At 64.4% G+C, this 19,414-nt stretch carries 17 protein-coding genes; 12 read left to right on the top strand and 5 right to left on the bottom strand.

The genetic code is table 11. The features are described from left to right. A partial coding sequence (locus C560_RS0116285; protein WP_026538990.1) for an L-serine ammonia-lyase, iron-sulfur-dependent, subunit alpha occupies positions 1-234 on the top strand: 234 nt, incomplete at its 5' end. On the opposite strand, the gene C560_RS22175 is transcribed toward C560_RS0116285, so the two are convergent. Next, positions 215-1,759: a PucR family transcriptional regulator gene (locus tag C560_RS22175; RefSeq protein ID WP_043423285.1), complete on the bottom strand. Its 1,545-nt coding sequence runs from the start codon at positions 1,757-1,759 to the stop codon at positions 215-217. The genes C560_RS0116285 and C560_RS22175 overlap by 20 nt on opposite strands. Positions 1,760-1,954: 195 nt before the next feature. On the opposite strand from C560_RS22175, the gene speB reads away from it, so the two are divergent. From speB to C560_RS22170, 8 genes are all read left to right on the top strand, one after another. Beyond that, a complete protein-coding gene (gene speB, locus C560_RS0116275; protein ID WP_026538989.1) occupies positions 1,955-2,959 on the top strand; it encodes an agmatinase in 1,005 nt (334 codons plus the stop codon). 180 nt (positions 2,960-3,139) lie between these two features. Continuing rightward, positions 3,140-4,612 (top strand): purine-cytosine permease family protein, encoded by a 1,473-nt coding sequence (locus C560_RS0116270; protein ID WP_043423283.1) that lies wholly within the window; start codon positions 3,140-3,142, stop codon positions 4,610-4,612. Positions 4,613-4,703: 91 nt separating this feature from the next. Beyond that, complete coding sequence (locus C560_RS0116265; RefSeq protein ID WP_026538987.1) at positions 4,704-6,218, top strand: aminobutyraldehyde dehydrogenase; 1,515 nt, start codon at positions 4,704-4,706, stop codon at positions 6,216-6,218. Between the two features lie 28 nt (positions 6,219-6,246). Next, positions 6,247-7,542, top strand: coding sequence for a D-arabinono-1,4-lactone oxidase (locus tag C560_RS0116260; protein ID WP_026538986.1), 1,296 nt, complete (start codon positions 6,247-6,249; stop codon positions 7,540-7,542). 29 nt (positions 7,543-7,571) lie between these two features. Next, entirely contained in the window at positions 7,572-8,330 is a 759-nt protein-coding gene (locus C560_RS0116255) for an SDR family NAD(P)-dependent oxidoreductase (RefSeq protein ID WP_026538985.1), read from the top strand. Between the two features lie 36 nt (positions 8,331-8,366). Continuing rightward, entirely contained in the window at positions 8,367-9,290 is a 924-nt protein-coding gene (locus C560_RS0116250; RefSeq protein ID WP_026538984.1) for an NAD-dependent epimerase/dehydratase family protein, read from the top strand. Beyond that, complete coding sequence (locus C560_RS0116245; RefSeq protein ID WP_026538983.1) at positions 9,280-10,164, top strand: polysaccharide deacetylase family protein; 885 nt, start codon at positions 9,280-9,282, stop codon at positions 10,162-10,164. The genes C560_RS0116250 and C560_RS0116245 overlap by 11 nt, the downstream gene beginning before the upstream one ends. Positions 10,165-10,322: 158 nt before the next feature. Further along, positions 10,323-11,840: an APC family permease gene (locus C560_RS22170; protein WP_081801744.1), complete on the top strand. Its 1,518-nt coding sequence runs from the start codon at positions 10,323-10,325 to the stop codon at positions 11,838-11,840. A 213-nt stretch (positions 11,841-12,053) separates the two neighbouring features. Here the strand turns inward: C560_RS22170 and C560_RS24020 are convergent, their stop codons facing one another. The 4 genes from C560_RS24020 to C560_RS0116220 all read right to left on the bottom strand — a co-directional run bounded on the left by C560_RS24020 (position 12,054) and on the right by C560_RS0116220 (position 17,296). Further along, complete coding sequence (locus C560_RS24020) at positions 12,054-13,433, bottom strand: hypothetical protein (RefSeq protein ID WP_155855812.1); 1,380 nt, start codon at positions 13,431-13,433, stop codon at positions 12,054-12,056. A gap of 184 nt (positions 13,434-13,617) precedes the next feature. After that, entirely contained in the window at positions 13,618-15,189 is a 1,572-nt protein-coding gene (locus C560_RS0116230; protein ID WP_026538982.1) for an APC family permease, read from the bottom strand. Then, positions 15,186-16,229 carry an agmatine deiminase family protein gene (locus C560_RS0116225; protein ID WP_026538981.1) on the bottom strand — a complete coding sequence of 348 codons (1,044 nt, stop codon included), beginning with the start codon at positions 16,227-16,229 and terminating at the stop codon, positions 15,186-15,188. Before C560_RS0116225 ends, C560_RS0116230 begins: the two co-directional genes overlap by 4 nt. Further along, positions 16,226-17,296, bottom strand: a complete 1,071-nt coding sequence (locus C560_RS0116220) for a nitrilase-related carbon-nitrogen hydrolase (protein ID WP_026538980.1) — start codon at positions 17,294-17,296, stop codon at positions 16,226-16,228. Before C560_RS0116220 ends, C560_RS0116225 begins: the two co-directional genes overlap by 4 nt. Positions 17,297-17,529: 233 nt before the next feature. Between C560_RS0116220 and C560_RS0116215 the strand changes: the two genes are divergently transcribed. The 3 genes from C560_RS0116215 (at position 17,530) to C560_RS0116205 (ending at position 19,403) form a co-directional block, all read left to right on the top strand. Next, the gene (locus C560_RS0116215) at positions 17,530-18,024 is read left to right on the top strand and encodes a GyrI-like domain-containing protein (RefSeq protein WP_051533240.1); all 495 of its coding nucleotides are present in this window, start codon (positions 17,530-17,532) and stop codon (positions 18,022-18,024) included. Positions 18,025-18,217: 193 nt separating this feature from the next. Then, on the top strand, positions 18,218-18,520 hold the full coding sequence (locus tag C560_RS0116210; RefSeq protein WP_018775830.1) for a DUF4193 domain-containing protein: 303 nt from the start codon (positions 18,218-18,220) through the stop codon (positions 18,518-18,520). A gap of 337 nt (positions 18,521-18,857) precedes the next feature. After that, positions 18,858-19,403, top strand: a complete 546-nt coding sequence (locus C560_RS0116205) for an AMIN-like domain-containing (lipo)protein (protein WP_026538978.1) — start codon at positions 18,858-18,860, stop codon at positions 19,401-19,403. The last annotated feature ends 11 nt before the right edge of the window (positions 19,404-19,414 follow it).

Genomic DNA, 19,414 nt, shown 5'->3' with positions numbered 1-19,414 from the left:
GGCCTGACCTGCGACCCGATCGGCGGGCTCGTGCAGGTCCCGTGCATCGAACGCAACGCGATCGCCGCCGCCAAGGCCATCAACGCCGCCAAGATGGCGCTCTGGGGCGACGGCACACACCGGGTCTCCCTGGACGAGGTCATCGTCACCATGCGCGAAACCGGCAAGGACATGAGCTCCAAATACAAGGAAACCGCAATGGGCGGCCTCGCCGTCAACGTCGTGGAGTGCTGACCTCAGCCGACGGCAGGCGCCGCGGATTGTCGTGCAGGTCCATGGCTTCATGGATCTGCAGGGCAAACCACAGTTGCGCCAGCGTGGAGGTTTCGGTCATATCAAGGCCTGTCAGCTCACTGATCTTTCGGATGCGATAGATGATGGTCTGCCGATGCGCGAACAGGGCGGCCGCCGTCTTCTGCCAGGACCGTTGCGTGTCGAGGAACGTCTTGAGCGTGACGATCAGGTCCCCGTTTTCCCGCTGTTCGTACTCGAAAATGGGTCCGAGGAGCCGCTGGACCAGGGCGTTGCCTTCCTCAAAGCTGGTGAGCCCGAGCCACGAAGGTCCCTCGGCATAGCGGACCAACCGCTCGCCGGTGCTTGATGCGGTCCCAAGTGCCCACATTGATTCCTGAAGTGCTCTCTGCACACCAGCGGCCGTGGAAGGCCGGCTGATCCCGATCCTGACGTCCAAGGGAACTGTGTGTCGCAGCAGATCATCGGTGCAGTCTGTTGCGACGGCCAAATGGATTGTGTCGAATCTGCGCTGGCACGCCGTCGGGTAGCCGTGTCGCCAGAGATCAACGTGGATCCCTGCCAGGCGCTCACCGTCGTCGCTGGACATAGAGATGATGAGGAATTCCCGTGACGGAATTCCGAACTCAGGCAGGCGGCTTTCAATGTCGGCTATGCCCAGGCGCCCGTCAAAGGCCTGCAAAAGGAACTCCGCACCCAGCCGGCGCTGGTTCTCGAGGGACAGCACCGTCCGCGACAGCTCGAGTCCCAGGACTGTGGCCGCATGGAGCAGTACTACCGCGTCCGGGAGCGGTTCGGATTTCGGCAGCACCACCAGAAGCGCATTGGCGTGAGTCGGAATATCCATCATCAGAAGGTGGCCTTCCCCCAAGCGATGCCACTGGAACTTCTTGCTTGCCACCGGTGACTTGCTGGTCAGCGGTTCAAGCTGCCGTTTGAGGCCCGGCGGCAGCGGCTGGCCTCCGGGGTGCCAGGCGTGCAGGCACCGTCGATCAATGACGAAGAGGCTGGCGTCGAGTTCAGCTTCGATACCCAGGATCAGTCCCAGCCAGTTGTCCTCAGACGGACCCGCCAGCCGCAGCAGGTCATAAATACGGGCCGTCTGGCGCAGCCTGCGGGACTCCTCAAGCAACGAAGACTCAGCGACCGAACGTGCGATGGCGATGAACGGAAGCGGGTAGGGGATGCTGATGACCGGCAACGGCAAGCGGTCACAGGCTTCGAGGAACTCGGGACAGAGTTCAGGGGCATGCATCTGCTCGCCGATCGCCAGGGCACTCGCACCTGCGTTGACCAGTGCCTCGGCAAGCTCAACCTGCCCCTCGGGATCGGCCGGAATGGAGAGCCCGTTAGTCATCATGAGCTCGCCGCCGGTGACCCATTCCCACAGGCGCGGGAGGTCGGAGGTGTGGGCCCAGGTGACCCGGTTGCCCAGGCCGGCGGAGCCCGCCAGAAGGCTCAGTCCCAGCTGGGGTTCGGCAAGCAGTTCGGCCACGGTGATCGCCATGCGCGGTTCCTGTTCATGAGTCCGGAGGCCGTCCCCAGGCCGCTTATACATATGTATAAGCCTCTCGGCTGTTTGTAGTCAATCGGCGGATATACCGCGTGACGCCGATCACTAATAGTTAAGGCATAGACCTCAACCGGCGCAGGAAGAAATTGCCAGGCCGACTGAAACCACAGCAACCGGAGGACCCCAGTCATGACCACGCACAAGCCAATCGGCCCCGTCGACGCAACAAAAGTTCCCCGCTACGCGGGCCTGGGCACCTTTGCCCGGCTTCCTCAGATTGACCGCGTCCCGGACTATGACATTGCGATCGTTGGTGTCCCGTTCGACGGCGGTACCTCCTACCGCCCCGGCGCCCGCTTCGGTCCGGCTGCTGTCCGTGAAGCGTCGCGGCTCCTGCGCCCCGGCTACCATCCGGAGCTCGACGTCGAGCCCGTCTACGAAACCCAGGTTGTGGACGCCGGCGACATCGCCTGCACCCCCTACGACATCGCCCGCGCAGTCCGCGAGATCGAGGAGCAGGCCCTCCCGCTCCTTGGCGACGCAGGCTCTGGCAAGAGGCTCATCTCCATCGGCGGCGACCACACCATCGCGCTCCCGATGCTGCGGGCCTTGAACAAGGTCCACGGCCCCGTGGCCCTGCTCCACTTCGACGCACACCTGGATACCTGGGACACCTATTTCGACCAGCCGGTCACGCACGGAACCATCTTCCGCCGGGCCTTCGAGGAAGGCCTCCTGGTCGAAGACAAGTCGATGCACGTCGGCATCCGGGGCCCGGTTTACGACCGCAACGATTTCCTTCGCGACCACCAGTTCGGCTTCCAGATCATCCGCTGCTCGGACCTGGACGTCATCGGGGTTCCGGCCGCGATCCAGCGGGTCAAGGAGCGGCTGGGTGACACCCCCGTCTATGTCTCCATCGACATCGACGTCCTGGATCCGGCCTACGCCCCGGGTACCGGCACTCCGGAAATGGGCGGGCTCCACTCCCGCGAACTGCTGGCGCTGCTCCGCGGACTGAATGGCATCAACATCGTGGGCGCCGACGTCGTCGAGGTCGCTCCGGCCTATGACCACGCAGACATCACCACAGTCGCCGCGGCGACGCTCGTCTTTGACCTCCTCGCACTGATGGTGAACCGCAGCAAGGCCACCGCCAACGTCACCGAGGAGCTGCAAGCGGCCACCGTCTGAACCACAACTGCTGGGCTCTCGCACCTGATTTGTACATATGTATGAACAGGTCTACGGCAACTATTCAATCGCCGGATTACCACTGTGACAAAAGTCACGAATGATTGATACATCAGATCCCGTGCTCGACGAAGCGCCGGGACAGAACAAAGAGGTTCCCATGAACTCCAGGAACGCATCATGAACGCTCGACCCACCCACGCCGTCACAGCCGAAGTGCCCCGGCTCGAGGACAAGACCATTCAACCCATCCCGGCCCACGAACGCCACGGAAAAGCACGGGACCTCTTCACCATCTGGTTCGGTTCCAACATCATGATCATGACAATCGTGACCGGGGGACTCGCAACGACGGTGTTCGGGCTCAGCTTTGTGCCGGCAATCGTCGGAATCATCATTGGGAACCTCGTCGGTGGCATCTTCATGGCACTGCATTCGGCCCAGGGCCCGCAGCTGGGCGTGGCGCAGATGATTCAGACCCGCGGCCAGTTCGGTTCGTACGGGGCGCTGCTGATCGTGGTCATCGTGGTGATCATGTACGTCGGTTTCTTCGCGGCGAACCTCGTCTTTGGCGGCCAAGCACTGGCCGCCGTCACCCCGGGCATCAGCGTTGATGCGGGCATCATTGTCATTGGCGTCGTGAGCGTCGTGGCTACCATCTTCGGCTACCGGCTCATCCACGCCTATGCACGCTTCTTGAGCGTCGTGGCCGGTCTGGCGCTGGTGCTGGCCTTCGTCTGGATCCTGGCGGTCTACGGATTGCCGGCCAGCTTCCTGGAGCAGGGAAACTTCAACTGGGTCGGCTTCATGGCCACCATCTCGGTCTCCGCGCTCTGGCAGCTCGCCTACGCTCCCTACGTCTCTGACTACTCCCGCTACATGCCCCAGGGCACCGGCTCGGCCCCGGCGTTCTGGGCCTCCTACTCAGGCTGCGTCTTGGGAACACTCTTCCCGATGGTCTTGGGAGCCCTGGTGGGAACGCTCGCACTGGCACTGATCAACGATGGCAGCAGCGTCGAAATAGTCGGGAGCCTGGGAGCCATGCTCGGGCCATGGACCATGGTGATCATCGGAATCTTCTGCCTCGGCGTTGCGGCGTCGAACGCGATGAACCTCTACTGCGGGGTCCTGTGCACCCTCACCATTGGGCAGACGTTCAGGCCGGCCTGGTTGCCCCACGCCAAGACGCGGACCATAGCGGCGATCCTCATCTTCACCCTCGCCCTCTTGATCGCGCTGTTCGCCCGCGACAATTTCATCTTCTTCTACACGAACTTCCTCTCCTTCCTGATGTACGTTCTGGTTCCCTGGACGGCCATCAACCTGGTCGACTACTACCTCCTGCGGCACGGCGAATACCGGGTTGAAGACTTCTTCAAGCGCGACGGCGGGGTTTACGGAAGGTTCAACTGGGTTGCGATCGGAGCCTATGTTGCCGGCGCACTGATCCAGGTTCCGTTCTCGGCCACGGCGATGTTCACAGGACCCGCTGCCGCAGCGATGAACGGCGTGGACCTCTCCTGGATTGTCGGCCTGGTGGTTGTTGCACCTCTGTACTACTTCGCGGCACGTGTGTTCCGGAAAACGCCGGAAGCCGCCCCCTTTCAGTCTCCCGCATTCGCAACTGACCTGATTGAGGCGGAGCGGGCGTAACGCCCGCTCCGCGCATCCCGGGCACGTACCGGCCACCCCCAACACCAAACTCCCGGCGCCGCGATCGGCGCAGAAACAAAGGCGAAAAATCATGACACTCACTGACCTCGAGCGGTTCACAGTCCGACGCTCTGCAGCGGAGCTAAGCAGCACCAGTTTCTTGTCACCCGTTTTGCCTCCGACGGGGCACTTCATCGGTGGATCGTTTGTCCCCGGTTCCGCGACCCGGCTGATCGACGTCGTGGACCCCACCACGGAACAGGTCATCGCGTCGGTTCAGGCCGGCACGGCCGCGGATGTGGACGCCGCGGTTGAAGCAGCCGTGGCGGCACAAAAGTCCTGGGGCACCACGACACCGAAGGAACGCTCCGAGGTGCTCTCCCTGATCGCCAACATCATTGAAGCCAACCGTGAAGCCTTCGAAATCATCGAGTCCGCCAACACCGGTAAACCGCGAACCGTCGCGGAGGACGATGTCTCCAGCACCATCGACACCTTCCGATTCATGGCCGGTGCCTCCCGCACACTGACCTCCATGGCAGGCGGCGACTACGCCACCGGACACACCTCGGTCATCCTGAGGGAACCCGTCGGCGTCGTCGGCGTCATCACCCCTTGGAACTACCCGCTGCTGATGGCTGCCTGGAAGATCGCGCCCATCCTCGCCGCCGGAAACAGCATCGTCCTCAAGCCCTCGGAACAGACGCCGCTCTCGACGCTGAAGCTGGCAGAGCTTGTCGCCGGACACATCCCCGATGGAATCCTCAACGTCGTGACAGGAAAAGGCCGAACCGTCGGGCAGCGGCTCTCCGAACACCCTGATGTGGCGCTTATTGCGTTGACGGGGAGCGTCGTCAGCGGACAGGCCGTGGCGGAGACCGCGGCCAGGTCTGTCAAGCGCGTCCATCTGGAACTCGGCGGCAAGGCCCCGGTTGTCGTCTTCCCCGACGCCGACCTCCGCGCGGCCGCCGCCGGCGTGCGAAACGCCGGCTTCTGGAATGCCGGCCAGGACTGCGGCGCCGCCTGCCGGGTGCTCGTGCACGAGTCCGTGGCCGAGGAGTTCACCGAACACCTGGTACGCGAAGTCAGCACGCTCGTCGTCGGCGCTCCGGGCGCAGGGGAGGACGTGGAAATCGGTCCCATGATTTCGCGCCCGCACTTCGAGCGCGTGAAGGAAGCCCTTGCCGAGGCAAAGGCTGCGGGGCTTCAGGTGGCCATCGGCGGCTCGGCCTTGGAAGGCCCCGGTTACTTCATTGAACCCACCGTAATCAGCAACGTCCCGGCCGGGGCGCATATTGCTACCCACGAAATCTTTGGCCCCGTGGTCACCGTGGAGTCCTTCCGCTCCACTGAAGAGGCCATCACCCGGGCAAACGAGAGTCCCTACGGCCTTTCCGCCTCGGTATGGACGCGGGATTCGAGCCTCTCGCTCAGGGTTCCGAAGCAACTCGATTTCGGCACCGTCTGGGTCAATTCGCACCTGGTGCTGGCCTGCGAGGTTCCCTGGGGCGGATTCAAGGGATCCGGCTACGGCCGCGACCTCTCGCTGTACGCCTTGGACGATTACTCCCGCACCAAGCACGTCATGATCAACCACGGCGCATGAGCCTTAAGACCAGCATCGGAGCTCAGCAATGACCACCACGAATCATCACCACGCCGCGTCGTCCGCCCGTGCCGCAACGCCGTCCGCTCCCTTCGGAACCGACGTAACGTGGACCAATTGGGGCGGAAACCAGAGCGCCACGCCGGCCTTCACCGTCCGGCCGCGGAATGAACAGGAGGCCCTCGACGCCGTCCGGTTCGCCATCCGGGAAGGCCTGCCCGTACGCGCGGTCGGCTCAGGGCATTCGTCCTCTCCGCTTGTTCAGACGGGCGGCGTCCTGATGGACATGTCCGCACTCTCGGCAATCACCGGAACCGACCTCGTGCGGCGCCGCGCACGGGCCCTGGCCGGCACCACCATCAACGCCTTTGGCGATCCGCTGTGGGAGCAGGGGCTGGCACTGGGCAACCAGGGCGACATCGACAAGCAGCAGATCGCCGGGGCACTGGCGACCAGCACCCACGGCTCCGGAACGAACCTGGGCAGCTTCTCATCAGCCCTGCGCTGGGTCCGGCTGATCAACGGCTACGGCGAAATCGTCGAAATCGGTGAGGGGCAACTCCGCGAACTCAGGGCAGCCCAGGTCGCCCTCGGGACCCTCGGAATTTTCCTGGAGGTCGAACTGGCGGTCGAGGACCGCTATTACCTGCAGGAGCAGATCACGTATCCCACCTGGGCAGAGACCGCGGCAACCTGGCAGGCCGATATCGACGGGAACAGGCACTACTCGTTCCTCTGGTGCCCGGACAACGATTCCTGTGAGCTCCTGGACCTGCCCGGATCGCCGGGCCAGAGCATGGCAAACCGCAGCTACACCAAGCGGTACAACATCGCCGACGTCCAGGACGAGCGGGAAATTTCCGGCACGGAGGGTGCCCGGCTGGACCGGTCGTACCGCATCTACCCGGGCGGATTCACCACACCCTTCCACGAACTCGAGTACTTCGTTCCCAGCCAACACGGCCTGGCGGCCGTCGAGGCTGTCCAGGACCTGATCCGCACCACGCACTCCGATCAGAAGTACCCCGTTGAGGTCCGCTGGGTGAAAGCCGACGAGGGCTACATGTCACAGTTCCAGGGACGCGACACCACCGTCATCACGCTGACCACCGAACCTGGGACCGACTACTGGCCCTTTTTCCGGGATGCCGATGCCGTGCTGCAGGAATTCGAGCCACGTGCACACTGGGGCAAGATCCACTTCATGACCAGAAGCCGCCTGGAGCGTCTCTACCCGGAGCTCGACACCTTCATCCAGATCCGCCGGGAGTTCGACCCCCGCGGGATGTTCCTCAACGACCACACGCGGGCCCTCGTGGGCTAACCACCAATTTCGACGCGGGAAGAGACGACATGAGCCATTTTCAGGACAAGGCCTACCTTGTCACCGGAGCCAGCTCCGGCATCGGTCTCGCGACCACTCGAGCCCTTCTGGCGCACGGTGCCAAGGTTGCGGCAGTAGGGCTGCCTGACCGGTTGCTTGATGATGCAAAACGCCAGCTGACGGGCGCTGTGATCTTCATCGAAGCCAACGTGGCTGAGTCCGTGCAGGTCGATAACGCCTTCGCCCAGGCCGAAGCTGAACTCGGACCACTGAGCGGTGCCTTCAACGCTGCAGGGATCTCCAGCGTGGCGCCGATCGCCGAAACGTCCGACGAGCTGTGGCAAAGGCTGATCCAGGTGAATTTGACCGGCACTTTCCACTTCGCCAGGGCAGCGGCGCGAACGCTCACATCCAACGGCGGCGGATCGCTGGTCTGCACTGCCAGCGAGCTGTCACTGGTCGGCCAGACGGGCTACTCCGCGTACACCGCCACCAAGGGCGGCGTGCTTTCGATGATGCGGTCTTTGGCCGCCGAACTAGCTCCCGCCGGCGTCCGGGTCAACGCACTCTCGCCGGGTACGACGGATACGCCTATGCTCGCGGCCGAGTTCGCGAACGACGAAGAGAGAGCCCGAGACGAAGCTTCCGTACCGCTTGGCCGATTCGCCCTGCCGGAGGAGATTGCAGCCGCGGCGCTGTGGCTACTGGGTCCTGAGTCCTCGTATGTCACGGGAACAAACCTGGTGGTCGACGGTGGTCGAACGACAACCTTCCCGCTAGGGCATTGACCCCCATCCAACACCCGCGCTGAAAGGCAAAATCACATGAGCTCTGTCCTGGTCACAGGTGGTGCCGGATTCACCGGCCGCCACATAGTCAACGAACTCTCCGGCGCCGGTCATCAAACCGTCAGCTACAACCGGGACTTCCTCGAGGCGCCGCGCCCAGATGTCGTGTCCGTCCAGGGCGAGCTCTTCGATATCCCTCGTCTCCTCGAGGTCCTCAGGGAGCACGACGTGGACACCATCGTCCATACCGCCGCAATATCCCACCCGACGTATTCGCTGAGCTTTCCCTTGGCAACCTTTGCTGCCAACGTCGAGGGAACTGTGGCGGTTTTCGAGGCGGCACGGCTCCACGGCGTCAAACGGATCGTCTTCTTCTCTTCCGAGTGCGTGTACGGAAAAACCTCAGCGCCAGTGGTTCTCGAATCGGAGCCCGTAAATCCCACGACGCCGTACGCCGTCACGAAGGTTACCGGGGAATGGCTCGGCCGAGTCTACGGCGACAGGTATGGCATCGACGTTATCTCCCTGCGCATCGGCCAGGTTTACGGACCCGGAAATCGGATGGACGAAATCATGCGGGACATCATGCGCGGCGTGGTCCGTGACGGTTCATTCTCGCTCGACCACGGTGCCGATCACCGCTACAACCTGGTCTACGTCCGCGACGTCGCGCTTGCCGCGCTGGCAGCAGTCCAGGCACCGCAAACAGCATCAGCCAGGCCCCTGGCTTATAACATATCCGGCAGCGAATACTGGACACTGAGCGACGTCGTCAAAGAAGTCCGATTGGCGTTCCCGGACGCCACCGTGGAGATCGGGCCCGGGACGGATCCCACCTTGGATTTGCAGGGCCACTTCAGCATCGCTTCCGCGGCCACGGACCTGGGCTACGAATCGGCCTGGCCGCTGCAGCGGGCCCTCGGCGATTATGCAGACTGGCTCTCCGGCCATGACTTCTGACCTTGGAAGGGGAGGATGGAGGCAGGGGGCGGCATGCGTTGCCGCGTTGACGTTCGATGTCGACGCCGAGTCCCCCATCCTGGCGGCCGGCCGCCGCTATGCCGGGAACGCGATGGCGATGACGCACCAGGCGTTTGGACCCAAAGTGGGGGTTCCTCGGATTCTCCAAATGTTGAAAGAGGTCCAGCAGCCGGCGACATTCTTCATTCCAGGGGTAACCGCGGAACGATATCCCCGCATGGTTGAACAGGTCCTGGAATCGGGGCACGAGATCGCGCACCACTCACACACTCACCGGACCGCGGTGAACATGAGTTTCGACGATGAACGCGCCGACTTCGACCTGGCGCTTGCCGCACTCGGGCGCTTCGGCATTACTCCAAAGGGGCACCGCGCCGCGCTGTGGGAGCCCTCTTGGCAGACGCCGTCGCTGGTAGCTGAGTACGGGCTCAAATACGATTCCAGCCTGATGGACGCGGACGTGCCGTATCTCATTGAAACCCCCGCAGGAACGCTTGCGGAGCTTCCCCCGCATTGGAGCCTGGACGACTGGGAACAGTATGCCTTCCTTCCTGAACCCAGGATCGGTGAAATCATCCAGTCGCCTCTGGTGGTCGCTGACATGTGGATTCACGAGATCGACGCAATGCGACGTCACGGAGCGCTCTTCATGCTCACGTGCCACCCGTTTCTCACTGGACGGGCAGGACGGCTGGAAGCCCTGCGGACGGTTATCGAAACGGCGCTGGAACGAGGCGACGTCCGCTTCTCGACATGCGAAGCGCTCGCGGACGCGGCCCTCGGCGACCCGGAAATGATAGCCGAGCCCCTCAACCCCGTTACCGCATCCGCGGAGCTCTACCCGGACTACTGAACCCCCGGACTACTGACCCGGGCGACACAGCCAACATTGGGTGATCCCAAAAACACAACAGGCCAAGGGCGAAGCCCTTGGTTGCGCATCAGCCACGCCCTCCGCACGTTGTGAAGCTTCAACCCTAAGACCGTCCCAGCGAAAGAAGGCTCATAGCAATGAACTCCCGGTCCAAGCTGTTGTCGGATGTACCTGGTCCAACACAGCCGCCTAATCCTGAATCCCTCCAACTCAAACGGGAGATGGGGTTCTGGTCCTCCTTCTCTTTGGCGTTTGCGTTCATGTCGCCGATCATCGGCTTGTACGGAGTATTTGGCTTGGCCCTGATGGCCGCAGGGCCGGCCTTCTGGTGGGGTCTGTTGGTGGTCCTCTTGGGCCAGGCCCTGGTAGCGGCTGTCCTTGCCGAGCTCGCTTCACGTTGGCCTGTTGCCGGCGGGGTCTGCCTTTGGTCCAGGTCCCTTCTCGGACACACCTACAGCTGGTATGCGGGGTGGGCCTATATCTGGACCCTCATCATCACAGTTGCCGCTGTAGCCTTCGGTGGCGGCACCTTTCTGGCCTCATTGCTCGGCATCGAACAGCCTGACACGACAACGAAAATCATGCTGGGCGCCTTCATCTTGTTGGTCAGTACGGTTGCCAACTCCGCCGGCAGGAAATGGCTGAGCCTGCTGGTGACCGTGAGCATCGTGTGCGAGGTCATCGCCAGCCTGGGAGTCGGATTAGTACTCATCATCTTCCATCGCCGAAATTCCCTCAGCACCATCCTGGACTCCTTCGGATCCGCACCCGACACCACCGCATACGTCTTTGGGCCTTTCCTGGCGGCCGTGGCAATTATCGGATGGTCGTTCGTGGGATTTGAAAGTGCGGGCGCAATAGCCGAGGAAGTTCGATCACCCGAACGCAAAGTGCCGCGGGCGGTACTGACGTCCCTGGTCACGGTGGCATCTGTCATAACGTTCTCGTGCCTGGCACTGCTCCTCGCAATCCCGGATATTGGAGCTGCCATGTCGGGGGCAGACCCGGACCCCATTACGAAAACCCTCACTGCCAACCTTGGCGAGGGAATCACCAAACCGCTCCTGGTGACCATCGTCCTGGGATTCATCGCAGGGACAGTGGCGCTGCAGGCGGCTGTATCCCGATCGATTTTCGCCTTCGCCAGGCTGGATGCCCTACCTGCGGCCAAGATTCTGAGGCGCCTAAGCAAGACAGACAGACTGCCCATCAACGCCCTCTTGGCCTCTGCGGTCGCGTCAATGATTGTTCTTGCCCTGTCGGCATCACAGGTGTACGGCGCCCTCATTGCGTTTGCGACGGCCGGCTTCTACGTGGCATTCATCTTTCCAGTGCTGGCCGCCCTGGCAGTTCGGCTGAAAGGAGCGTGGAAGGCCGGACCGTTCAGCCTGGGAGTCCTTGGCCCGGTAGTGAACGTGGCCGCGCTCTCGTGGTTGGGTTTCGAAATCGTCAATATCGCCTGGCCGCGGCAGCCAGAAGCCCCCTGGTACCAGAACTACGCAGTGATTGTGGTTTTCGTGCTCCTTGGTCTGGCAGGTTTCGCGGTGGAGAGGCACCTGCATCGTCGCAATAGCGGCCAGTTGGGGACGGGGGCAGAGACAGAGACGGAGACCGAGACAGAGTCAGACCCGGAACTGCTGAACGTCGGGCCGTGAGCGCCGCCCGGCACAAACGTTGACCAGTAGTCCCACTCAGTAGGTGCGCAAGGCCCTCCATCTGGCGGACGCTTCCGGGCAATCCTTCTGGTCGGGGGGCCGTCGGTTCGAATCCGACAGGGGCCCCAACGAACCCCTCCGTTCCGGCGATTCCGCCGGGCGGAGGGGTTTTTCATGCCCGGAAATCGGGCGCGGCTGGCCAGCGCCTGGAACTCAGATGCAGGACTTGTTGTAGTCGAAGCCGCCGGAGATGTACTGGGCCATGGTGACTTTCCCGCCGCCCGTCAGCGGCGCCGCCGAACACATGCTGCTGGCGTTCGACAGCGAGCTGGCGCCGGCGAGCCAGCTGCGCTGGGCGTAAAGGTTGCTGGTCGAGGGCACGGCGCCGACGATCTGCGCCCACTGGTAGCCGGTCGAGTAGAGCCCTGTTTTGGCGCCGATGCTGGCAAAGTAGGCGGCCATGCCCTCCAGATCGGCTCTGTTGGCGGCCTTGTTCGTTGACCATGAGTTTTCGGTCTCGACGTCCAGCCACCAAGTGTAGGAGGCCGGGTTCTTGACCCCGCGGATGGTGGCGTCGTCATAGGCCTTGGCGTACCCGTACATGTAGGAGCAGGCCGTGCCGACCGAGCCCTTGGTGCACGTGCCGTACGGGTTGGCCACGGTTTTCCCGGCATAGGTGTTGCTGATGGGCCACCACGAGCCGGCGGTCCCGGGGTTCCCGGTGTTTACGTACAGGGCCACGAGGGGCTGGCCGGTCCCGCCGGTGGACGTGGCGGCCCAGGACAGCTGGGTGGCCAGGCACGAGTTGGTGTTGTTCGCCAGGCCGTTGTTCACACCGATGATCGCGAAGCTCTGGCCCTTGGGCAGGGTTTTGCCGCACTGCGGCCAGGACACGTCGACGCCAGGCCCCGCGGGCATGACGGCAGCTGTGCCGGCCGAGGTCTTCGCGACGGTGGTGTAGCCGGCCTTCGTTCCGGTGACGGTGACGGTGAGGGCCTTGCCGGCCTGCGCCGCGGCTAGTTTGTAGGTTGCGGCAGTCGCGCCAACGATGACGACGCCGTTCGCCTTCCACTGGTACTTCAGGGTGACAGGCGCCGGACCCCACGTGCCCGGGACCGCGGTCAGAGTGTAGCCGACTTTTGTCATGCCGGTGATCGTCGGCACCGGTGCCGGTCCGAGCGAGCCGGCGGCGATGGCTGCCGTGGGGGCCGAGGTCTTCGAGGCGGTGGTGTAGCCGGCCTTCGTTCCGGTGACGGTGACGGTGAGGGCCTTGCCGGCCTGCGCCGCGGCAAGTTTGTAGGTTGCGTCAGTCGCGCCGATGACGACGACACCGTTGACCTTCCACTGATACTTCAGGGTGACGGGCGCCGGACCCCAGGTGCCCGGGACTGCGGTCAGGGTGTAGCCGACCTTTGTTTTGCCCGTGACCGTCGGCACAGGGGTCGTCTTCAGCGGCGCGGCGGCCGCTGCAACTACCGCCATCATCGGAGCCGGCGCGGCGGATGCGGGGGCAAGCGGCGCCAGGGAGAGCATCATGACCCCAACCAGGATCAACGGAATAGATAGAGTCCGGACGCGGTCGAATAGCAGCATAAAAATTTCCCCCAAATTGCCGCGCCCGGAACAGGCTGCGCTAGAGCCTGCGGAAATGCAGACAGCGTGAATCTAGCACGGGGAGGTGTTCCTCAACATGCAATGGCAGCTTGGCGGGCGACGCAGGCACGCAAAAACCCGCCGGCTCCGGGCTCATCCGGGCCGGCGGGTCCTTGCTGGGAGGCTACTCCGGAACCACCAGCGCGGGCGTGTCCTTCCGGATGGTCTCGCCCCGGAAGAAGCCCGGATGCAGTTTCGCGGCGACCAGCATGATCACGACGCCGAGGGCGAGGATGCCGATCCCCAGGATGAACACCAGGCCCACCCCGAAGACCTCCGAGCCGCTGCCGAATTCCGGTGCCCAGCTGTCCACGGCGGTCTGGAAGAAGACCACGGTGAGGACCAGGCCGCCCAGCACCGGGAACAGCAGCCGCATGAAGAAGTTGCGGACGCTGGAGAACAGGCTGTGCCGGAAGTACCAGGTGCAGGCGAACGCCGTGAGGCCGTAGTAGAAGCAGATCATCAGGCCCAGGGCCATGATGGTGTCATTGAGGACGTTCTCGCTGACCACCTTCATCACGGCATAGAAGCCGCCGGAGATCACACCGGCAATCACCGTGGCGAAACCGGGGGATCCGAACCGCTTGCTGACGGATGCGAAACGCGGTGGCAGCGCCCCGTAGTGGCCCATCGCCAGCAGGCTGCGGGCGGGGGAGGCCATGGTGGACTGCAGGGACGACGCGGTGCCGGAGAGCACGGCCAGGGACATCAGGATGGCCAGCGGGCCCATGACGGGCGAGGCCAGTGCTGCAAAGATATTCGACTGGTTGTCCGGGTTGTTCAGGCCGATGCCGTCGGTTCCGGTGCCGGCAACCATCATGGTGGCGACGATCGCGACGAGGTACAGGGCCAGGACGGCGACCGCCGTCGTGGTTCCTGCCCGGCCGGCGGTGCCCTTGCCGCCCTTGGTTTCCTCGTTGACGGTGAGGCAGACGTCCCAGCCCCAGTAGACGAAGACGGCCAGTGACATGCCGGCGGCGAACTGCTCGAAGCTGCCGATCTTCATTGGGTTGAACCAGTCCCAGCTGAAGGCGATCGAGGTGCCCGAGTCGCCCGAGGCAGCGTGGGTGAGTGCCATGACGACGAAGATGCCCAGGACGAGGACCTGGAATCCGACCATGGTGTACTGCACCAGCTTGGTGGCGTGCAGGCCGCGGTAGCTGACCCAGACGGCCAGTGCCACGAACACCAGGCACGTCACGATGTTTACGGCCGTGTTGGAGGTCAGGTCCGCGAGTTCGGGATTGTTGAACATCTGGGCCAGGAAGAGATAGAAGAAGTCCACCGCGACGCCGGCCAGGTTGGACAGGACGATGATGTTGGCGGCCAGCAGGCCCCAGCCGCCCATCCAGCCGACGAACGGGCCGAACGCCTTCGTGGCCCACGTGAAGGTGGTGCCGCTGTCCGGTGAATCGGCGTTGAGCTCACGGTAGGCGAACGCCACCAGGATCATCGGGATGAAAGCGACAATGAAGATCGCCGGCAGCTGCAGGCCCACGGCCCCGACGGCGGGTCCCAGCGAACTGGTCAGGCTGTAGGCGGGGGCCACGGAGGAGATGCCGAGGACGACGACGGCGAGCAGGCCCAGCTGGCCGCCCTTGAGTCCCTTGCCCGTGATGCCGTGCTTGGAACCGGCCGGATCGACGACGTCGGGCGCGGTAGTGATGCCGTCTTCGCGGCCGATAGTTTGACTCATGGCTGACCTGTCTTCTGGGGGACGGACGGTTGCTGTTGGGTGATGCAGTGGATGCCGCCGCCGCGGGCGAAGAGCTCGCGGGCGTCGATGCCGACTACCCTGCGGCCGGGGTAGGCGTCGCCAAGGATGCGCAAGGCCTTTTCGTCCATCGGGTCGCCGAAGGTGCAGGCGATGACGCCGCCGTTGACCACGAGATGGTTGATATAGCTGTAGTCGACGAAACCCTCCTCGTCCGTCAGGGTTTCCGGGGCGGGGACCTCGATGATGTTCCAGTCGCGGCCGGCCGCGTCCCGGGTGGTGGCGAGGTGGCTGATGATGTCCCGGCTGACCTCGAAATCGGGGTGTGCCGGGTTCTGCTGGGAATGGACCAGCACGGTGCCGGGGGACGGGATGGCCGCGACGATGTCGACGTGGCCGCGGGTGCCGAACCGTTCCGAATCCCGGGTCAGCCCGCGGGGAAGCCAGACGACGTGGCTGACACCGAGGGTCCGGGCCAGCTCGGCCTCGACGTCGGCCTTGCCGAGCCCGGGGTTGCGGCCCGGGTCGAGCTGGACCGTCTCGGTGACGAGGACCGTGCCTTCGCCGTCGACGTGGATGCCGCCGCCCTCGTTCACCAGCGCGGAGACGAGGTGGCTGGCTCCCGAGCGGGCCGCGACGGCCGCCGCCACGAGCGAATCCTTGTCCCAGGCGGCCCAGTCCTGGCCGCCCCAGCCGTTGAAGACCCAGTCGACGGCGCCGAGCCGGCCGCCGTCGTCGAGGACGAACGTGGGGCCGATGTCCCGCATCCAGGCGTCGTTCAGGGCGGCGGGGACCACCTCGACGTCCGGGTGGAGGTAGTCCGCAGCGGTCTGCACATCAGCCGGCGCCACCAGCATGGTGACCGGTTCGAATTCCACGACGGCGTTCGCGACGGCGGCCCAGACGGAGCGGGCGGCGTGGGCTTCTGCCGCTGTTTCGCCCAGGGTGTAGCCGCCGGTGGGGAACGCCATCCAGACCCGGTCCTGGGGTGCCGTTTCGGACGGCATCCGCCAGGCGTTCATGCGTTGGCCTTGCTGGTGTAGGAGCCGAGCGGGGCGTCGGCGCGTACCGGTTCGGTCAGGCGCCCGTACGTGTCCGGGCGGCGGGTGGCCAGGAAGGGGAAGAGCGTGAGCCAGTCCCGGCGCTGGTCGAGATCGAGGTCCGCGACAATCACTGCGGATTCGTCCCGCGGTGCCTGGGCGAGGATCCGGCCGTAGGGGTCGGAGATGAAGGAGGAACCGTAGAAGTTCAGCGTGCCTTCGCTGCCCCAGCGGTTGGGGACCACCATGAACAGCCCGTTGGCGATGCCGTTGCCCACAATGACCTGCTGCCACAACGGCTGGGTGTCAAAGTCCGGGTGGTCCGGCTCGGAGCCGATGGCGGTGGGGTAGACCAGGAGCTCCGCCCCGCCGAGGGAGTAAATCCGCGCCAGCTCCGGGAACCACTCGTCCCAGCAGGTGGGCATGCCCAACCGTGCGCCGCCGAGTTCGGCGGGGGCATGGACCTCGTAGGCGTCGTCGCCGTCCGGGCCCTGGCGGAAGAATTTGTCCTCGTAGTAGCCGGCCGTGACGGGAATGTGGAGCTTGTGGGTGCGGGCCAGGAGTTCGCCCCCGGGGGACACCAGGATGGCGGTGTTCAGGCCCAGACCGTCGTCAGTGCCGTCCGGATTATCCGTCTTCTGGTAGAGCGAGGCGTGGACGCAGATTCCGTGTTTCCGGGCCGCGTCCGCCGCGAAGCGGAACGTGGGGCCGGTGAACAGGTCCTCGGCGATGTCCGAGGGCCGCGGGCGCGTGGTCCCGCCCCCGGCGGCGTCATTTTCGGGAAGCGTGTCCGCGGGGTAGCGGGACAGTGTGAGCTCGGGGAGGAAGACGACGGCGGCTCCCAGCCGGGCAGCCCGCCCGATGCCTTCGTCCAGTTCTGCGTGCAGGGCCGCGGCGTCAGGATGCCAGCGATGTTGTACGACGCCGACCCGCAGCGCCGGCCGGCTGGCCTGCGTTGTGCTGGACGGCGCGATGCTGGACGGCGCGGTAGGGGACGAGGCGGTGCGGGCCAGGGAGGGCGGGGTGTCGAGGGACGTGATTTCGATCATGGCTACTCCAGTGAGACGGGCGTCACATTAATGAACGGTGTTCATTTAGTTTGAGGGCGACGGCCGCCCGGGGCAAGACCTAATATGAATAAAGTTCATTTATTTATTCGCGCTGCAACCTGCGGTGTCCCCGGACCGGCGGCCGGACCGCGTCCAACCCGCGGCGCGGACCTCCCCCGGGGTGCGGGACGTAAGGCCCTAGACCGTGGATTGGGCCCGGCAGAGTCTGGGGTATGACTCAAACGAACCCGGGGCCGGCTCCGGATATCAGGGCCGCCCAACTCAAGGAACAGCCCACAGCGGTGGTGCGTGAGACAGTCCCGATGAATGCATTGCGGGAATTTTTCGGCCGTGCCTTCTCCGCCGTCATGGGTGCGGTGCAGGAGCAGCACGTCCAGTTGGCCGGACCGCCGTTCGCGCTGTACCGCGGCACGCCGACCGACGTCGTCGACGTCGAGGCGGGGTTTCCGCTCGCCGCACCTTTCACGAATCCCGGCGGCGCGGACACTGCGGTCATCGCCGGGATCCTCCCCGCAGGCCAGGGCTACGAGGCGATGCACATCGGCCCCTACGAATCACTGCAGCACACCTACGGCGCGATCATGGCGCGGATGCGGCAGGACGGCGCGAACCCGGGGGTGGCAATGTGGGAGTACTACCTCACCGATCCCGGCGTCGAACCCGACCCGGCGAAATGGCAGACCCTGGTGGTCTGGCCGGTTGCCTGAACTGCCGCACCTGAACTGCCCGTTCGAAGCTCGGAGACTCTCCGCAGGGGTCCGCTGCACCGGTTTTCCAGGGCCTGTCCGACTCATTGTGTCTGATAGGCCACACTATTGCTCAACTCCATGCATAATGTCCTAAACTGCTTCACTGAGGTGCCTGAAATGGCGCTGCGCAGCAACGAAAGTGAACCCCGATATGGCTACCGATTACGACGCCCCACGCAAGACAGAAGAAGAATCTCCCGCTGAGTCGCTGGAGGCGCTTCAGGCGTCCCGCGGCGGCGGCGCGCAGACCGCCGTGATCGACGTCGATGAGAATGACACCGCTGAGGGCATCGATCTTCCCGGTGCGGATCTGTCCGGCGAAGAGCTGACGGTCATTGTTGTTCCGGAGCAGTCCGATGAATTCACCTGCTCCTCCTGCTTCCTGGTCCGTCACAGGTCCCAGGTGGCCCTTGAGAAGAACGGCATGAAGTACTGCCGCGACTGCGAAGGCTAAAACCTTCCAAGCGACAGCCAGGCCGTAAGAAGCGCCGGACCCGCGAGGGTGCCGGCGCTTCGCCGTTCCCGGCCTGGCCCGGGGCTGGCGGCGTTATCTGTTCGTGAACGATATTCACTAGTTGTGTCCGTGAAATCCGTCCGTGACCAGCAACGGGCCACGCTAACGGTTGGGCGCCGAAACCGTGGAGGACCTCGCCCGCCGGGTCGGGGCCGCCTACGCTGGAAGCGTCTGACCTGCGCTGACTGTTCCGCCAGCCCAAGGGCCCAGGCAGTACGAGGGGGTGGCGGGGTTGCAGAAGACCCAGTTGAAAAGGACCCAGTTGCAGAAGACCCAGTTGCGGAAGTTCCGCGCGTTCCTCGCAACAGTGCTGATGGCCGCCGGACTCGGGATTCTTGCGCCGGCGCCAGCCGCCGCGGACCCCTACTGCGGACAGGCCTGGGGATCGCTGGCCAAAGCGGATCCCGCCATGAGCGAGGCCAAGGTGGTGAACGTCCGGACCGGTCAGCACTACTGTTTTGACCGGCTGGTCATTGACCTCAACGGCCCCGTGGCCGGCTACAGCGTCCGCTACGTACCCGGGGTGGTGCAGGACGGGTCCGGCCTGCCGGTCCCGCTGCGGGGCCAGGCCTTCATTCAGCTCACGGTCAATGCACCCGCATATGACGACGCCGGCAAACCCACCTACAACCCGCCGAACAAGAATGAACTGGCTGACGTGGCCGGCTACCAGACCTTCCGGCAAGTGGCGTGGGCGGGCAGCTTCGAGGGCTATTCGACCATTGGCCTGGGGGTACGCGCCCGGCTGCCGTTCCGGGTCCTGACCCTGCCCGGGCCGGACGCCGGGTCGCGGCTCGTAGTGGACGTGGCGCATTTCTGGTGAAGCTCGTGAAG

The organism is Arthrobacter sp. 9MFCol3.1 (genome assembly GCF_000620385.1).
Classification (GTDB): domain Bacteria; phylum Actinomycetota; class Actinomycetes; order Actinomycetales; family Micrococcaceae; genus Arthrobacter.
Note: the sequence above shows the minus strand (reverse complement) of the source record. Positions and strands in the feature narration are given on the sequence as shown.